Source organism: Phycisphaera sp. (assembly GCA_025916675.1).
Classification (GTDB): domain Bacteria; phylum Planctomycetota; class Phycisphaerae; order Phycisphaerales; family UBA1924; genus JAHCJI01.
On the sequence record CP098402.1, the window covers coordinates 1,857,784 to 1,873,534 of the forward strand.

Consider the following 15,751-nt stretch of genomic DNA (forward strand, 5'->3'; position numbering starts at 1 on the left):
ATCTTCGTTGTGAATGGTTTATCCGTTCGGATGAAACAAGTCGTCTTGATATGCCGATCCTTGGAGTTGGTGAGGGGCGATCTCTCTGGGCTGGCATGGGCATTCCACGCCAACCCGCCCGCTACAGTTCGTGGCGGGGGCGTCCTGGGGCAGGTTCGGAATGGGTGATCCAGCGTACACCATCCTGATTGTCGGCACTTCGGAGGCTGAAGCTTCCGAGCTTCGCCAGCAGGCCGGGCAAGTCGCCCGGATCGCCTGCTGCACGCCCGAGCGTGCCGACGCCAAAGCCGACGAACTCCGCTCGTCGGGCGCCACCGTTGTGGTCATCAACGCCAGCGACAGCCACCAGGCGTCGAGCGAGCCCGAATTCAGCGAGATGGACCGAGCCTACGCGCTCCTCGACGCCGTCAATGAGGGCGTCTGCCTGCTGGGTGCGAACGGCTCGATCGTCTGGGCCAACGCCTTCTTCCGCACGCTCGACCCCGTCGTGGGCGAACGCGTGAAGGGTGCCGCCCGCGACAGCCTGGCCTGGCTGCTCGAGCAACGCGACCGCCGCGGCCGCTGCACCACCCGAAACGTCGAGATCGGCGATGAAGACTCGGACAACTGGTACGAGGTCGTCATCTCCCTGGCCCAGGGCGAGGGCGCGAGCGTGGCCGACACCCGGCTGGTCGCCGTCATCCGCGACGTGTCGGAAGCCCGACGCATGGATCGCAAGATGACCGCCATCGAGCAGGCCGGCCGTGATCTGGTCTCGATCGACCCGGAATTCGTCCGCTCGAAGAACGCGATGGAACGGCTGAGCGTGCTCGAGAGCCGGATCATCGAGACGGCCCACAAGCTACTGAACTTCGACCACTTCGCCATCCGCCTGGTAAACGAAAAGTCCGGCAAGCTCGAGCTGGTCATCTCCGAGGGGCTGAGCCCCGAGGCCGCCGAACTCGACCTGTACCCCTCGCGACAGGGCAACGGCATCGCGGGCTTCGTCGCCTCCACGGGCGTGAGCGAGGTCTCGAACGACGCCGCCCACGACTCGCGTTTCCTGCCCTGCCTGCAGGGCGCCAGCAGCGCCATGGTCATCCCCCTACGGCTGCACGACCGCGTCATCGGCGTGCTCGACGTCGAATCGCTCAAGCCCGGCGCGTTCAACGAGGAAGACCGCCGCTTCGCCGAGCACTTCGCCCGCCACCTCGCGATGGCCCTTCGAGTGCTCGACCTGCTGGTGGTCGAACGCTGCGAGACCAACGCGACGGTCTCGGGCCGGATGCAGGGCGAGCTGCGCGAGCCGCTGGACGACATCGCCGAGATCGTCGAGCAGATGCGCGACGCGACCGACGCCGACCCCAACCTGGGCGCCCGCCTGGCGCGGATCGCCGGCGACGTCGACTCCATCCGCGACCGCATGCGCCGCGTGGCCGAGGGCCCCCGAGCCCTGCTGGGTGTCGAGCGTGCGATGAGCTCAACCGAGAGCGAGCCGCTCATCCAGGGCCGCCGGGTGCTGGTGGCCGACGATGAGCCGGCCGTCCGCCGCGTGATCGCCGACGTGCTCCGCAACCGCGGCGCCACGGTCGAAGTCCGCGACAACGGTGCCGCCGCCATCGAGGCCGTGCGGGCCTCCGCCGCAGCCGGCGAGGGCTTTGACTTGGTCATCAGCGACATCAAGATGCCCGACCGCAACGGGTACGAGGTCTTCTCGGCCGCCCGTCGCACGCTGCCCGACGTGCCGGTGATCCTCATGACCGGCTTCGGCTACGACCCGAGCCACAGCATCGTGCGGGCGTCGCAAGAGGGCCTCCAATGCGTGCTCTTCAAGCCCTTCCAGGTCGAGCGCCTGCTCGAAGAAATCCGCTCGGCCCTTGAAAAAAAGGACGAAAAACAAGCCGAGAAGCGGGCGCAGGCCGACGCCAAAGACCCCGCCAACCCGCAGACCGTCTGATCGCAACCGAATGGTCCGAGCCCCATATCATCGGGCATGAGCCCCATCGACCCACGAGAACTGGGCCAAAGCCCGACCCCACAGGGCAGTTTCGAGGACGGGTCTCGCTGCGTCAAGTGCAATTATGATCTGACGGGCCTGCCCCAGGCGACGGTGTGCCCCGAGTGCGGCACCTCGAACGCTCGAATCACCTACGAAAAGAAACGCGGCACGGGTGTCTCGCGGGCACCGATCGCCTACGTCAATCACCTGAGCAAGACGCTGTGGCTCGCGGCGCTTGGGTTCTTTGGATATATCTTCTTCACCGTCGTGCTGGCCATCGCGGAGAACTATGTCACGCTCGGCCTCGAATTCCTGGCGATCTGTGGCTGGGTCGGCGCCCTGTGGCTGGTGACCAAACCCAAACCCGATCGGTTCGAGGCAAAGCAACTGGACACCTTCGATGATCCGCGCTGGCGTTGGGCCAGCGTGGGCACACAGGCGTGCCACATCGTCGCCGCGATCATCTACGCCCTGCTGCTCGTGCCGAAACTGAGCGTTGTGGAGGGCCTGCTCATCGCCGGGGTGTACATCTTCGACACGATCGCGGTCCTGGGCTTCATCCCCGTGTGCGTGCAACTCGCATCACTCGCCGGATGGATGGGCGACGAGGACGCCGAACGCCGGCTCCAGACGGTGGCGTGGTTGCTGGCCGTGGGCGGTCTGGGACTGCTGCTGACGCCCGTGATGGCCATGGTGTTACCGATCTTTGGCGTTCTCATCATCGTGTTCGTTATCTGCATGCTGATCGGCGTGGTGATGCTGTGCTTGAGCCTCATTTCACTCGCGAAAGAGGCCAACTGGGCCGTCCAGAACACGAAGCACAAGAGCGTGGTCTCGGGCCGCCGCGCCGTCATCGAGCGCGATCGCGCCACCGCCGCCGAAGAGAAACTCGAAGAGCGTCTGGACGCCCTCGACAATCCCAACCCCTCAACACGAGCCGGACGCCGCGGCATCCCGAAGGACATCCCCGTGCCCAGGAGCCACAACATCGAGCGGCATGATGGCACGGATCCCTACGACATCGACGAAGACTGACCCAGGATCTCGGCCTCGTCACGCCACCGCAGCCCGCCACCAGGATCCCCGGCCGCGAACTCCATGTGCAGCACGCGGCGGTGGCGGTCGGTGGTGTTTCGGCCCGAGGCGTGGGGCACCAGCGGGTTCATGACAACCGCCTCGCCGGCCTCGGCGGGTACGGGTACCACTCGTTCGGCGCACGCCCGGAGTTCTTCGGGCGAGAGCTTCGCGAACGTGCGGCCCGCTGGCATCGGCGCGACCAAGAGGCAGCCGTTCTCTTCATCCGCATCGTCTAGGTGTACACGAACCGTCAACATACGGCTCAACAAGTCTGCCGGGGCCTCACAGTGCCATACGCCATGCTTGCGCGACCAGGGCCCGAAGCCAGCGGCTTCGATCCGATCGGCCACACCGATGGTCAGGTCCTGGTGCACTTCGAGATGCCAGTTTCGTCCCGGCAGTTTGTCGAAAAGGATGGCTCGCGTCAAACGAGCCGAGGTCTCGAAAACCTCAGAAGCGATCGAGCGTGCGGGTTGCAGCAACAGGTTCGCATCTGACCAAGTCGCGAAGGGCTCTCGGATGCCGGCTTTGGGAACCACGGGGCAGGTCTGCCCCAAGCGGTCGACCACTTCGGGCCTTACCACACCACGCTCGACCCAACAACCGATCGCATGCTCGGCCATCGCTCACACCAGCGCGTGCTCACCCAGCCAATGCTCGGCGTCGAGCGCCGCCTGGCAGCCCATGCCCGCGGCCGTCACGGCCTGGCGGTACTTGGCATCCGCCACGTCGCCCGCGGCGAACACGCCGGGGATGTTGGTCACGCCGCTGCGCTTCTTGAGGTCGATGTAGCCGGCCTGGTCGAACTCGAGCCCGCTGTCGCGGAGGAACTTGGTCGCCGGCGTATGGCCGATGGCCACGAACATGCCGCTGACTTCGAGCTCGCGACGCTCGTTGGTCACGGTGTCTTCGAGCACGACCGCGCGGATGACGTCGGCACCCGAGGCCTCGTCCTTCTTGTCGAGCACGTCGACCACGGTGCTGTTCCACACCATCTCGACGTTGCCCTTGCCGAGTGTGCGTTCCTGCATCACCTTGCTGGCGCGCAGCTCATCGCGGCGGTGGATGATGTAGACCTTCGACGCGAACTTGCTCAGGTGGTGGCCCTCTTCCATGGCCGTGTCCCCGCCGCCGACCACCGCCACCGGGTTGTCACGGAACATGGGCAGAGCGCCGTCGCACACCGCACACGCCGAGACACCCCCGCCGGACGTGGCCAAGCGGATCTCGTTGTCCAGGCCCAGCCAGTTGGCGGTCGCGCCCGTGGCGATGATCACCGCGTGGGCTCGGATGGTCTTGCCGCTTGCTGTCGTCATGGTGTGTGGCTGCGTGTAATCCTTGTTGAATTGCACCGTCTTGACGTCGTCGTTCATCACCCGAGCGCCAAAACGCTCGGCCTGCTTCTGGAACAGCGTCATCATCTCCGGGCCGGCGATGCCATCGGGGAAGCCGGGGTAATTCTCCACGTCGGTCGTCAGCATGAGCTGGCCGCCCGGCAAGACGGGCCCGGGGTCCTGCTTGGGCACACCGATCACGCAGAGCGGGTCGAGCTGCGCCCGAGAGGCGTACAGCGCGGCCGTCCACCCGGCGGGGCCCGACCCGATGATGACCAGCTTCTCGATTGTTGAATCCTGACCGTTCTCGCTCATGCTGTTCCTCGGCTGTTGCAGGGGTGTGGTCCAAGACAAACTGGCAACAGGGCCGGGATGTTCCCCAGCCCCGCGGAAGCCATGGACGCGATCAGGATCAGCGCAGGACGCCCTCGGTCTGGAGGAACTCGCGGTAGAGCGAGATCACCGGCGGCCAGATCAGGTAATCGCCATCGAACAACTGCCGCGTGTTCTCGCGCACTCGGCTGGCGGTGTCGTCGTCCGAATCCGGCCCGGTGGACCAGATCACGAATTCCTCGTCATCCAGACCGATCGCGATGCCGAAGTTGCGCTGGTTGAGCATGATCACGTCGATCGGCAGCGGCTGGGGACCCACACGCGGATCGATCGGCAGGTCGCGCTTGGGTACCAGATACTGGAACGGGCTGACCAGTGGCCGGTTCTGCACATCGCGAACCGGTCCGAACGGATCGATCTCACGCTCGGGCAAGATCTGGGGTTGCAGGCTCGACAGGCTCACCGGCAGCGTGCGCAGGCGGGCCCTGTACGCCATGACGCCAAGAGCCGATCGCGTGCCGCCGATCTCGGTCCTCAGGATCCGACGATCGTTGAACAACCCGGTCATCTCGGGCATGATCGCCATCACGACGCCCTCGGTGATGGGGTTCAGCCGGTCGTACTCACGCACGAGCTTGTGGCCCGGAGCGAAATCGCTCTGCGTCCACAACTGCGACCAATCGTTGAAGACATCCGAGAGCGTGCCTCGGGTTTGCAGGCCGTCGCCGTGGACGTTCTGCACCTGGTTCCAGAGCCCGGCCTCGCTAAAGCGACGCAGCGGTCGATCGCTGGTGGTCAGCGCACTCATGGTTGGCGCGAAACGATCGGTTGGTCGCCCCCGGCCGTCGAAGATCCGCGAAAGGATCTGCTCGCCACCAATGTGATCGCCCTCGGGCAACCGCAGCCGATCGATCATCAAGAATCCGCGGCGGCCCAGATCCAGCCTGTTGATCGCTTGCATGAGCTGGTCGTAGTCGAGCACCTGGTCATTCGACGTATAATCCACGTACGCAACGTCACGGACGCGGATCGCCGCGTCGATCATCGTGCGATAGCCCCACGCGACCTCTTCAAAAAACTCGCGGTTGGCCATCATCCGACCCAGGTGCATCAGGTCGATCAGAACATCGAGCGCCCCGGCCGGGTCACCCTCGCTCAGCCGCCGGCTGGCCTCGACGTGCGCCAGAATGGACACGTTGGTCAGCTTTGGAAGGTACCGGAAGTCGGCAGTGGTCAGCGTCGGCGGGTCACCAAGTTCGGTGTACAGCCCTGCGCGGATCAGGTCAACGGGCACACCGTCGATGCCGTAGGGCTGGGCCATCACCATCGAGCCGAGGAATGAGGCCTCCTCCGTGATCTCGTCGAGCGCGGTGACCACCGCCTGCTGGCTGTCGGCGGCTGCCCACGCGGCGGCGCCGTCCCAGCCTTGCAGGCCCGGGCCGAGCAGCATGGCGTCGGTCGGGCGACCATCTTCGAGCAGGCTCACCACCGCTGGCGGCTCGGCCATGCCCACCATCGCCGGGAAGAGCACGAGGTCGGCCCGCTGGTCGTTGGGTATGGCCCTCGATGAGGCGTTGACCCGGGAGATGTAGTTCTCACCCTGCGCCAAGGCCGAAGCGGGAACGAAGAAGGCCAACGCGACCGCCAGCAGGGCGGCGGGTCGGATGTTGAACCTGCGAGCAAGCTTGAAGCACATGCGGGACTGCCTCCGGAAGCGTCGAGAAACCAACACCCCAAACCATCAATCAGTCCAGGGGCGTCGAGGGGGCTCTATACCCCGACCGGACCGGGCGCTACATCGAAACGCGTCCCGCAAACCCGCCAGGGGCGGATACTAGCCAAAACCCCGGGCAGGGGCATCCCAGCCGATCTCGCCGCCGAACACCAGGCCAGAACCGGACCGCAGCACCCGCCCGGGGCATAGCATTCTCGATGCGCTCCGCGCGGCCAATCGGGCCACGCTGGCGGCCCGCACAACCCCCGGCCAGGCCGCCACGAACATTCAGGGCAGCCCAGAATCGACAGGAGTTCCCGAGCATGATCGTTGGCGTTCCCACAGAGGTCAAACCCGATGAGTACCGCGTTGGCCTGATGCCCGTGGGCGTCGATCTGCTGATCCGTGACGGCCACAGCGTCGTGGTCCAGTCCGGCTCGGGCCTGGGCATCGGCTTCGAGGATTCGGCCTTCGAGAACGTCGGCGCAAGCATCGCCAAGACCGCCGACGACGTGTGGGCCCAGGCCGACATGATCGTCAAGGTCAAGGAGCCACAGCCCATCGAATGGCCGCACATGCGAGCCAACCAGGTGGTGTTCACCTACTTCCACTTCGCCGCCGATCGCGACCTCACGCTGGCCTGCCTTGACCAAAAGATCTGCGCGGTCGCCTACGAAACCCTCGAGGCACCGGGCCTGAGCGGCAGACCCACCCTCCCGCTGCTGACCCCCATGAGCGAGATCGCCGGCCGCATGGCCACCCAGGAGGGCGCCAAGTACCTCGAGCGACCCCAGCAGGGGCGCGGCGTGCTGCTCGGCGGCGTGCCGGGCGTCGAGCCGGGCAAGGTGCTGGTGCTCGGCGGTGGCGTGGTGGGCACCAACGCCGCCAAGATCGCCAGCGGCATGGGCGCTGACGTCATCATCATGGACATTGACCTCGACCGCATGCGCTACCTCGAGGACGTAATGGACGACAACGTCACGACCATATACAGCGATCCGCACGCCATCCGCAAGTACCTCCGCTGGGCCGACCTGGTCATCGGTGCTGTGCTGCTGCCGGGTGCCAAGGCCCCCAACCTCGTCACCCGTGAAGACCTCAAGATCATGCCCGAGGGCGCTGTCATCGTCGACGTCTCCATCGATCAGGGCGGCTGCGTCGAGACCAGCCGCGTGACCACACACGGCCAGCCGACCTACATCATCGACGGCGTGGTCCACTACTGCGTGGGCAACATGCCGGGTGCCGTCGCCCGCACGAGCACCCACGCGCTCAACAACGCGACCATCCCCTGGGCCCGCCGCCTGGCCAAGGTCGGCCCCCACGAGATCGCCGCCCGCGACGCCGGCTTCGCCATGGCCATCAACTGCGACGACGGCCGCCTGCTCAACCGCCCCGTCGCCGAGGCCCACGACCTGGAAGTCGCCACCGCCTGACCAAGCACAAAGAACCAAATGAGGCCCGGGCGCAAGCCCGGGCTTTTCGTGCGCGTACGCTGCAACGTCATGCCAGGAGACCAGAATTCACCCCCACCGCCGAGCGCATCTCGCCGGCACGCGATCTGGGGCATACTTGGTGTCGGCCTGGCCATGCTCAGCATCTGGGGTGGATTCGCCGCGAGCATAGTCTTCGGCCGTCCCATGACGCTCGCCGTGGTGGGGCCGATCAGCGTGCTGCTGTTCTTTGGCGGACTGATCCTTCCCATAGCGTTGTGGCAGCGAGACCTACGGCGTGTGCGGACGTGCCACGGTCAGGCGTGCCTCCACTGCCTGTACGACTTGCGCAGCTTGCCCGCCGAGGGTTGCTGCCCCGAGTGCGGCACGCCATACACCAAGGCCGACGTCGTCCGCCAGTGGCGACACGCGGACCGCTCGTACCAGGCAAAGAAGGTCTACACACTTGACGAAGACACGAGCGGCGACTGACACCTCACGCCGCCGGCAGATCCGCCTCACCAAACAGCCGGAAGCACTTCCGCCGCAGGATCTGCCCCGCCAGCGTCATGTCGTCCACCGACAGCGCGATGGTGGCCGTGCCCGTGGGCAGGCTCATGAGCGGGTAGGCGAAGTGGATGTTCAACTCGGCACCCAGCAGCGACAGGCACAGGCTCTCGAGGCTGTGACCCTCGCTCAGCTCGACCACGAGCACTTCCTTCTCGCCGTAGGGCAGCCGCTGCTCTTTCAGGATCCTCGACGCGATGGACGCCCGGTTGGCGATGATCCGCACCACGGCGTAGTCGGACGCCTCGTGGACGCTCAGAGCGCAGATCTTGGCGGCCGACTCGTCGAAGGCGGCCACGAGCTCGTGCAGCCGGCCGACCCGGTTGTCGAGGAACACGCTGAATTGCGTGACCGTGGGCGTCGCGTAGCCCTGCGTGGTTTCAAGCGGCGTCGCGCTCTGTGAGGCCATTGAGAATCCTTCCCCAAAAAGATCGATCGGCCATCAGTGGCGGCCGGGCCCCGTGCCTATGCATCGGCACCCCAATCGGGATTCTGGAGCCCACCGACAAGAATACCCGCAAGGGCGGGTACGGTGCAACAGGACTTCGCGTTGCGGCGGTCGATTTATCGGAGAAATCCCCTGTTCAGCCCCGAATCAAGCCGAGAAACTAGAGCCACACCCACAGGTAGCACTGGCGTTGGGGTTCTGGAAGACGAACCCGCGGCTCATGATCTCGTCCTTGAAGTCGACCACGGTACCGTGGAGGTAGAGCAGGCTCTTGGGGTCGCACACCACCTTGATGCCGTGCATCTCCATGACCTCGTCGGTGTCGCGGACGGCCTCGGTAAGGTCCAGGATGTAGTTGAATCCCGAGCAGCCCCCACCCTTGACGCCCACGCGCAGGTGAACCTTGCTGGCGTCCAACTCCTGCTCCTGCACGATCCGCAGGATCTCGCTGGCGGCCTTCTCGGTGATGCTGACGGCGTTGGTGTCGGCCTGGCTGGGATTGGCGGAAGTGGCTGTCATGGATGCTCCTGCGATGCTGAGGGCCAGAATTCGGACGCTCTAACTGTATAACGGCCCACTGGCAAGTTCTGTTCAATGAATGGGCGGGGAAGTCCCCTCTTCACCCGAGAACACCGCCTAATGGGCGTGAGCGGCCTCGGACTGGATCCCGTTCTTGGTCTTGTAATCCTCGATGGCCGCCCGGATGGCATCTTCGGCCAGCACCGAGCAGTGGATCTTGACCGGCGGAAGACTGAGCTCCTCGACAATCTGGGTGTTCTTGATGGTCAGCCCCTCGTCCAAGCTCTTGCCCTTGAGCCACTCGGTGGCCAGGCTGCTGCTGGCGATGGCCGAGCCACAGCCGAAGCACTTGAACTTGGCGTCCTCGATCTTGCCCGACTCGTCGACCTTGATCTGGAGTTGCATGACGTCGCCGCACTCCGGTGCGCCAACGAGGCCAACTCCAACGTCCTTGTTGGCCTTGATCTCTTTCTGCGTGCCAAAGCTGCCCACGTTCCGTGGGTTCTCGTAGTGATCGATGACCTTGTCGCCATATGCCATTGCTGGACTCCTATCGCGGCTGAGCCGCGTCAAATTCTGTCTAGTGCGCCTGCCACTCGATCTTGGTGATGTCGATGCCCTCGTTGTGCATGTCGTACAGCGGGCTCAGATCTCGCAGCTTCTTGACAGCCGCCACGATCTTCTCGATCGCGTAGTCGACCTGTGCTTCGGTGGTGTATCGGCCCATGCTGATCCGCAGCGAGCTGTGGGCTAGGTCATCGCCGATGCCAAGGGACTTGAGCACGTAGCTGGGCTCGAGGCTGGCGCTCGTGCAGGCTGAACCGCTGCTCACCGCGATCTCCTTGATGGCCATCATCATGCTCTCGCCCTCGACGAAGCCGAAGGAGATGTTGGTCATGTTGGGCAGCCGCTTGTCGGCGTGGCCGTTGACCTGCACGGTGTCGAGTTGGCTCGTGATCGAGCTCTCGATCTTCTGGCGCAGGGCCAGCAGGCGTTCACGCTCGTCGTCCATCTCGGCGGCGCAGAGCTCGCAGGCCTTGCCCAGCCCAACGATGCCCGGCACGTTGAGCGTTCCCGAGCGGAATCCGCGCTCCTGCCCACCGCCCTCCTGCAACGCCGTCAGGCGGATGCGGGGCTTGCGGCGGCGGACGTACAACGCGCCCACCCCGTTGGGCCCGTAGATCTTGTGGCCGCTCATGCTGAGCAGATCGACGTTGTCCTTGGTGACATCCGTGGGCATCTTGCCGACCCACTGCGTCGCGTCGGTGTGGAGCACCGCGCCGCGATCGTGGCAGAGCTTGCCGATCTCGGGGATCTCGTTGATGGTGCCAAGCTCGTTGTTGGCCCACATGATGGTCACCAGGATGGTGTCCTCACGCATGGCCTCCTCGATCATCTTGGCGGTGATCAAGCCGTCCTTACCAGGCGCGAGGTAGGTGACGTCGAAGCCTTCCTTCTGCAACCGCTTGCACGGGTCGAGCACGGCCTTGTGCTCGTGCTGGGCCGTGATGATGTGGCCGCGATTCTCGGTCCCGGCCGGGCCCTTGGCGTACATGCTGGCCGCACCCTTGATGGCCAGGTTGTTGCTCTCGGTCGCCCCACTGGTGAAGATGACCTCCTTACGGTCGGCGCCGATCAGGTCGGCCACCTGCTGGCGGGCGGTATCGATGCCCTTCTCCGACGCCCAGCCGAAGCTGTGGTTGCGGCTGCCCGGGTTGCCGAAGGTCTCGGTGAAGTAGGGCAGCATCGCCTCGACCACCCGCGGGTCGGTGCGAGTCGTGGCGGCGTTATCGAGATAGATTGGGAGGTCAACGGCCATGGTGTCTCCGTATGGCGGAATGGACCGAGGCTTGGGCGGTCGAGCGTTCGCTACCCGTCAGGGTAGGCTCGGGTGCCCTCGTCATCGGCATCGGAAGGCCCGCTTGGCCATCCGTTTAGAACCGTTCTAGTTTAGTGGTACTCGGCTGCGGTCGCAAGAGAGATTGGAGTCAATCGGGAAATCCCGATGAGTCCGCGTCTCAATTTTCGGCCTCGGGAGGTCGATCGTAGACCATCTCGAGCCGCCTGCCATGGTTCTTGAAGTCTGCTCGCGTCATGTACGAGCGGATGAGCAAGATGCCCCGGCCACCCGGTCGGGTGAGATTCTCTTCCGAAGTGGGGTCGGGCACGTCGGTCGGATCGAAGCCCGGCCCCGGATCCTCGACGGCGATGCGGACGCGCTGCGCATCGATGCCGTAATCGACGGTGATGGGCGTGTCGTCGGGCAGGTCTTTGAGGCCATGGCGGAAGGCGTTGGTCATGGCCTCTTCGAGCGCGAGGCGGACGGCGAACATCGAAGCCTTCGGATAGCCCTGGTCCTGCATCGCCGCCTCGATCGCCAGCCAGAGCTGGTCGATGCGCTGCCGATCGTTGGTGATCCTGGCCGAGTCGCTCACGCTGGCTTGCTCGTCTCGCTGTGCCATCCGGTCTGCCCTGGAAGGAAGGGGTCGATCAGCCGAAGCTCTTCATCGCGCTCTCGGAATCCTCGTGGATCGTGAAGATGCGGTCGAGCTTGGTGATGCTGAACACCTCCTGGATCTGCGGATCGATGTCGGCCAAGCGGAGCTCGCCCGATCGATTGCGGATCTTGTGGTGGATGGTGATCAGGGTGCCCAGGGCGGCCGAGGACATGTGGTCCACGTTCGTGAAGCTGATGAGCATCTTCGGTTCGCTGGCGGCGTCGATGATCTCGGTGATCTCTTCGCCGATGCGTTGGATGCTGGCCTCGTCGAGGATATTGCGGTCGAGGAACTCAACCCGCGTCACCCCGTCCTGGTTGGTGATGCGCAAACGTGTCTCTTCGGCAGGCATGCTGGGCTCTCCGAGTGGGCTGGGCGGGTCGAGCCGTCGACACGCCGGGGCGCAAGCGTAGCAACAACGCCCGCCCCGGGCTGTCCCGGGGCGGGCGTTTCTGGTGGTTCGGGGGCCCTCAGCCGTGTTTGAGGCTTAGTTGAAGCCCAGCCCGCCGCCCATGGCCGGGAAGTTGCGGGCTTCCTGCTCGCTCTGGATGAGCACGGTGGGCTTCATGAGGATGAGCAGGGTCTGCTCTTCCTTGCTCTGGATGCGGTTGGTGAAGAAGCGGTTCAGCACGGGCAGCTTGCTCAGCAGCGGCACGCCCGTCTCAACCTCGAACTCGCTCACCAGGCGCTGGCCGCCCAGCAGCAGGGTGCCCTCATCGGGCACGGTGACCGTCGTGCGGACGCGGGTAACCGTCACGGTCGGGAGCTGGATGAACGACTGGGTGTCGGCGGAGCTCACCAGCGTGCCGCCGGCCACCGCCGTGACCTGCTCGCTGGCGAACCCGTCGATCTGGGCCAGACCCGCATCGACGTTAATGGTCACGTAGCGGCGATCGCTGGAGATCGTGCCGCGGACGAGCAGGGTCACGCCCTCGGTCGCGACTTCGACCGTGGGGTCGAAGCCGACGGCGCTGTCGCTGACCACCGGCTCGAGATCGCCCACGTACGCGACCTGGGTCGCCACGTAGATGTTGGCGAGCTGGCCGTTGGTCAGGGTCAGGCGGGGCGCGGTGAGCTGGGTCGATCGGCGGTCGGCCTGCGTGGCCCGCACCAGGAAGTCGACCTGCACGTCATCAAGGAACTGGCCCGCAACGCCCAGGGCCGGAGCGGCACCGAGGATGGTGCTAGCCAGGCCCTCGGTGGGTGCCAGAGCGCCGGCGAGGCCCAGCGAGTTCTGGCCGGCACCGATGACGCTGGTGTTGGTCGGTGCGTTGACGGGCTGGGTGACCTGCTGGGCGGCGTTGCCACCACCGACGACGGTGCGGCGGCGGCCGTTGGGGCCCGCGAAGTCGAACAGGTCGCTGGGCAGCACGGTCGGATCGTTGCCTGCCAGGGTCTGGAACTGGTCGGCCTTGGCGTTGAAGTAGATGTCCAGATCGAAGCCGATCTGCTCGAAGTAGTCCTGGTTGACCAGCAGGAATCGCGTTTCGACGTTGAGCTGGAGGGCCTGCTGGGCGCGGAGCTGGTCGAGCAGGCCGCCGATCTGGCGGTGGGCCCGGGGCGTGGCGCGCACGATCAGCACGCCGCGGAAGGGCGTGATGGACCAAGTGCCCTCGATGAAGCCCTGGTCGTCGTCGATGTTGTTCTCGACGATATCGATGATCTCGTTGATGCGGTCCTCAAGGGGGGTCTCCTCGAGCTCGTTGTTGCCCTGGTCCTGGAAGGGGCTCTGGCCGCCGCCACCCTGGCTGCTCTGCAGGGCTTGCTGGAGGTCGATCTCGGGAACATCCGGATAGTCGGGGATCTCGTGCAGCAGGTCGTTGATGTCGTACATGCCCACATCGGTCTCATTGACCAGCTTCTCGGCCGTCGAGATCGTCAGCAAGCCGTCGACGATGGCCCAATCAGCCTTGCTGAATTCGTCGAAGCTGACCTTGTCCAGCAGGCGTTCGATGGCCGTGATCGCGTTGACGCTGCCCGCCAGGCGGAGGGTGACCGGCGTGTTGCGGTCGATGCTCTTGGTATCGAGGGCCTCCCAATCGATGTCCATGTCGACCTCGGCCTGGTTGGCGATGTACGCCAGGGCGTTCTCGAGGGGGTTGTTCTGGAGGTCCATCTGGACGCGGCTGGACTCGAGTTGGGCCAGCACGCGGCGGTTCGCGGCGGAATCGACGAACTCGGCCTGGGCGTCGCGGCTCTGGCTGATGGCCGGCCAGTTCTCGGGATAGTTCACGATGTTCAGGTCGGGGATCAGGGCCCGCTCGGCCTCGACACGAAGCCCGGTCAGCTTCTTGTCGCGTTCCTTCCTGATCTGGTTGTACTCGACATAAATCAGGATGTTCTCGTAGGCGTTCTTGAGCAGCAGGCCCGACGGGTTAATCGGGTCGATCAGCAGGAGCTGCTCGATGGTGTCGAGCGCCTCGCGGTACCGCATGTTGAACTGGAACTCGCGAGCCTGGTCGAGAAGGAGGCTGATCGTGCGCTCGCGCTCGTTCCTTTCGGATTGGGCCCGCTCTTCGGTGGCCCTCCGGGCGGCCTCGGCGATCTGATCGGCGGTGGCCTCCCCTCGTTCGAGTTCCGCCCGATCGATACGGGCTTCAAGATTCTCGAGCTCGTTGATCTTGCCCTCGAACTCGGGCTGGCTAAACACGTCGCGGTTGCGCTGGAAGTCGAATTTCGTGCGCGAGACCTGGGCACGGGCCGCCCTCAGGTTGCCCTGGCCGAGTTGCCGCTCGACCTCACGGACACCCACGTTGAACTGGGCCAGAGCGTTCTGGCGGATGATGTCCAAGTCCCGGCCCAGCTCTTGCCCGGGCTGGCCGCTGGGAGCACCGGACAACCGCACGTCGATCTCGTCGATGCGGGTGGCGACGTGCTCACGCTCCTCGGGGGTCAGGCGGTCTTGGTTGGCACGCACCAGAACGTACAGGCGGCGAGCCTCGGCCAGGCGGCCGGCCTCGAACGCGGCATCGGCCTGGGAAAGGTTGGCCCGGGTCTCCTGCTCGAGGGCCTCGCGCCAGAGCGCTCCCGGATCGCCCGGCTGGCCGTCCTGGCGGCCGCGGACGACGCCGGCCTGCACGCCCGCGGCGGCGGTGGCCTTGGCGTCAAAGGTCGTGCCGGCCTGGCGCTCGGCGTCGGCGACGCGGAGTTCCATGCGGGTGAGCTTGTCGCCCTGCTTGCGGTCGAGTTCGAGCCCCGCGCGGCGCACCACCGAGAGTTGGGCCTTGGCCTGGGCATAGCGGCCCGCGTCCAGATCGTCACCGGCCTGGGCCAGCGCGTCTTCCACCATCGGGCGCAGGGCCTGCTGGCGGCGGGCGATTTCGGCCTGGGCCTGGGTCGCGCGGGTCCACAGGGCCGAGCCCTCGTCGGCCGACTCGAGCACGGCACCGACGCGGGTGGCGGCGAAGGCCAGCTTGCCCTCGCTGATGGCCATGTCGGCCTGCTGCAGGGCGATCTCCTGGCGATCGGCACCGGCCATCTTGCGGCGGATGTTCTGGAGGGCCACCAACGCCTCGGCACGCTCGTCGCTGTTGCCCGTCGCGTCGCTCAGGGCCTCCATCAGCGTGGCCTGGGCCCGCACGAACTGGCCCTGGGCCATCAACTGGTCGGCCTGGGTCCGGGCCTGGGCCAGGGTCTCAAAGCTCGTGTCGTTGGCCATCGCCGTGAACGAGGTGGCCAGCGAGGTGGCCAGGGCCAGGGCGAGGAGACGACGGGGGGTGCGGCTGGTGCTCATGCCAAGCTCCAAAGTTGTGCGTCAGGACGGGTGTGGGCGCGGGGGCTGGGGTCGGTGTGGGGACGTGTACGCATATGCGCGGCTCGTAGCTCGTGGGCCATCATTGGCAACTGCCGG

Annotated in this window: 14 protein-coding genes; 4 read left to right on the forward strand and 10 right to left on the reverse strand. The window is 65.6% G+C overall.

Features of this window, described 5'->3' with window-relative positions:
* Nucleotides 1–160: 160 nt before the first annotated feature.
* Entirely contained in the window at nt 161–1,936 is a 1,776-nt protein-coding gene (locus NCW75_07985) for a response regulator (GenBank protein UYV11241.1), read from the forward strand.
* Nucleotides 1,937–1,972: 36 nt separating this feature from the next.
* Complete coding sequence (locus tag NCW75_07990; protein ID UYV11242.1) at nt 1,973–3,013, forward strand: hypothetical protein; 1,041 nt, start codon at nt 1,973–1,975, stop codon at nt 3,011–3,013.
* On the opposite strand, the gene NCW75_07995 is transcribed toward NCW75_07990, so the two are convergent.
* The 3 genes from NCW75_07995 to NCW75_08005 all read right to left on the reverse strand — a co-directional run bounded on the left by NCW75_07995 (nt 2,992) and on the right by NCW75_08005 (nt 6,418).
* Nucleotides 2,992–3,678 carry a phytanoyl-CoA dioxygenase family protein gene (locus tag NCW75_07995; GenBank protein ID UYV11243.1) on the reverse strand — a complete coding sequence of 229 codons (687 nt, stop codon included), beginning with the start codon at nt 3,676–3,678 and terminating at the stop codon, nt 2,992–2,994. The two genes, NCW75_07990 and NCW75_07995, sit on opposite strands and share 22 nt — an antisense overlap.
* A 3-nt stretch (nt 3,679–3,681) precedes the next feature.
* Nucleotides 3,682–4,704, reverse strand: a complete 1,023-nt coding sequence (locus NCW75_08000) for an FAD-dependent oxidoreductase (protein ID UYV11244.1) — start codon at nt 4,702–4,704, stop codon at nt 3,682–3,684.
* A 97-nt stretch (nt 4,705–4,801) separates the two neighbouring features.
* A complete protein-coding gene (locus tag NCW75_08005; protein ID UYV11245.1) occupies nt 4,802–6,418 on the reverse strand; it encodes a hypothetical protein in 1,617 nt (538 codons plus the stop codon).
* Nucleotides 6,419–6,759: 341 nt separating this feature from the next.
* Here NCW75_08005 and ald point away from each other — a divergent pair, with 341 nt between their 5' ends.
* Nucleotides 6,760–7,872: an alanine dehydrogenase gene (gene ald / locus NCW75_08010; GenBank protein ID UYV11246.1), complete on the forward strand. Its 1,113-nt coding sequence runs from the start codon at nt 6,760–6,762 to the stop codon at nt 7,870–7,872.
* 69 nt (nt 7,873–7,941) lie between these two features.
* Nucleotides 7,942–8,361, forward strand: coding sequence for a hypothetical protein (locus NCW75_08015; GenBank protein ID UYV11247.1), 420 nt, complete (start codon nt 7,942–7,944; stop codon nt 8,359–8,361).
* Between the two features lie 4 nt (nt 8,362–8,365).
* On the opposite strand, the gene NCW75_08020 is transcribed toward NCW75_08015, so the two are convergent.
* The 7 genes from NCW75_08020 to NCW75_08050 form a co-directional block, all read right to left on the reverse strand.
* A complete protein-coding gene (locus NCW75_08020; GenBank protein ID UYV11248.1) occupies nt 8,366–8,845 on the reverse strand; it encodes a hypothetical protein in 480 nt (159 codons plus the stop codon).
* Between the two features lie 186 nt (nt 8,846–9,031).
* The gene (locus tag NCW75_08025) at nt 9,032–9,403 is read right to left on the reverse strand and encodes an iron-sulfur cluster assembly accessory protein (protein UYV11249.1); all 372 of its coding nucleotides are present in this window, start codon (nt 9,401–9,403) and stop codon (nt 9,032–9,034) included.
* 117 nt (nt 9,404–9,520) lie between these two features.
* Complete coding sequence (gene iscU / locus NCW75_08030; protein ID UYV11250.1) at nt 9,521–9,943, reverse strand: Fe-S cluster assembly scaffold IscU; 423 nt, start codon at nt 9,941–9,943, stop codon at nt 9,521–9,523.
* A 40-nt stretch (nt 9,944–9,983) separates the two neighbouring features.
* Nucleotides 9,984–11,222, reverse strand: a complete 1,239-nt coding sequence (locus NCW75_08035) for an IscS subfamily cysteine desulfurase (GenBank protein ID UYV11251.1) — start codon at nt 11,220–11,222, stop codon at nt 9,984–9,986.
* A gap of 199 nt (nt 11,223–11,421) precedes the next feature.
* On the reverse strand, nt 11,422–11,865 hold the full coding sequence (locus tag NCW75_08040) for an ATP-binding protein (protein UYV11252.1): 444 nt from the start codon (nt 11,863–11,865) through the stop codon (nt 11,422–11,424).
* Nucleotides 11,866–11,893: 28 nt separating this feature from the next.
* Complete coding sequence (locus NCW75_08045) at nt 11,894–12,253, reverse strand: STAS domain-containing protein (GenBank protein ID UYV11253.1); 360 nt, start codon at nt 12,251–12,253, stop codon at nt 11,894–11,896.
* A gap of 135 nt (nt 12,254–12,388) precedes the next feature.
* The gene (locus NCW75_08050) at nt 12,389–15,634 is read right to left on the reverse strand and encodes a hypothetical protein (GenBank protein ID UYV11254.1); all 3,246 of its coding nucleotides are present in this window, start codon (nt 15,632–15,634) and stop codon (nt 12,389–12,391) included.
* Nucleotides 15,635–15,751: the final 117 nt, after the last annotated feature.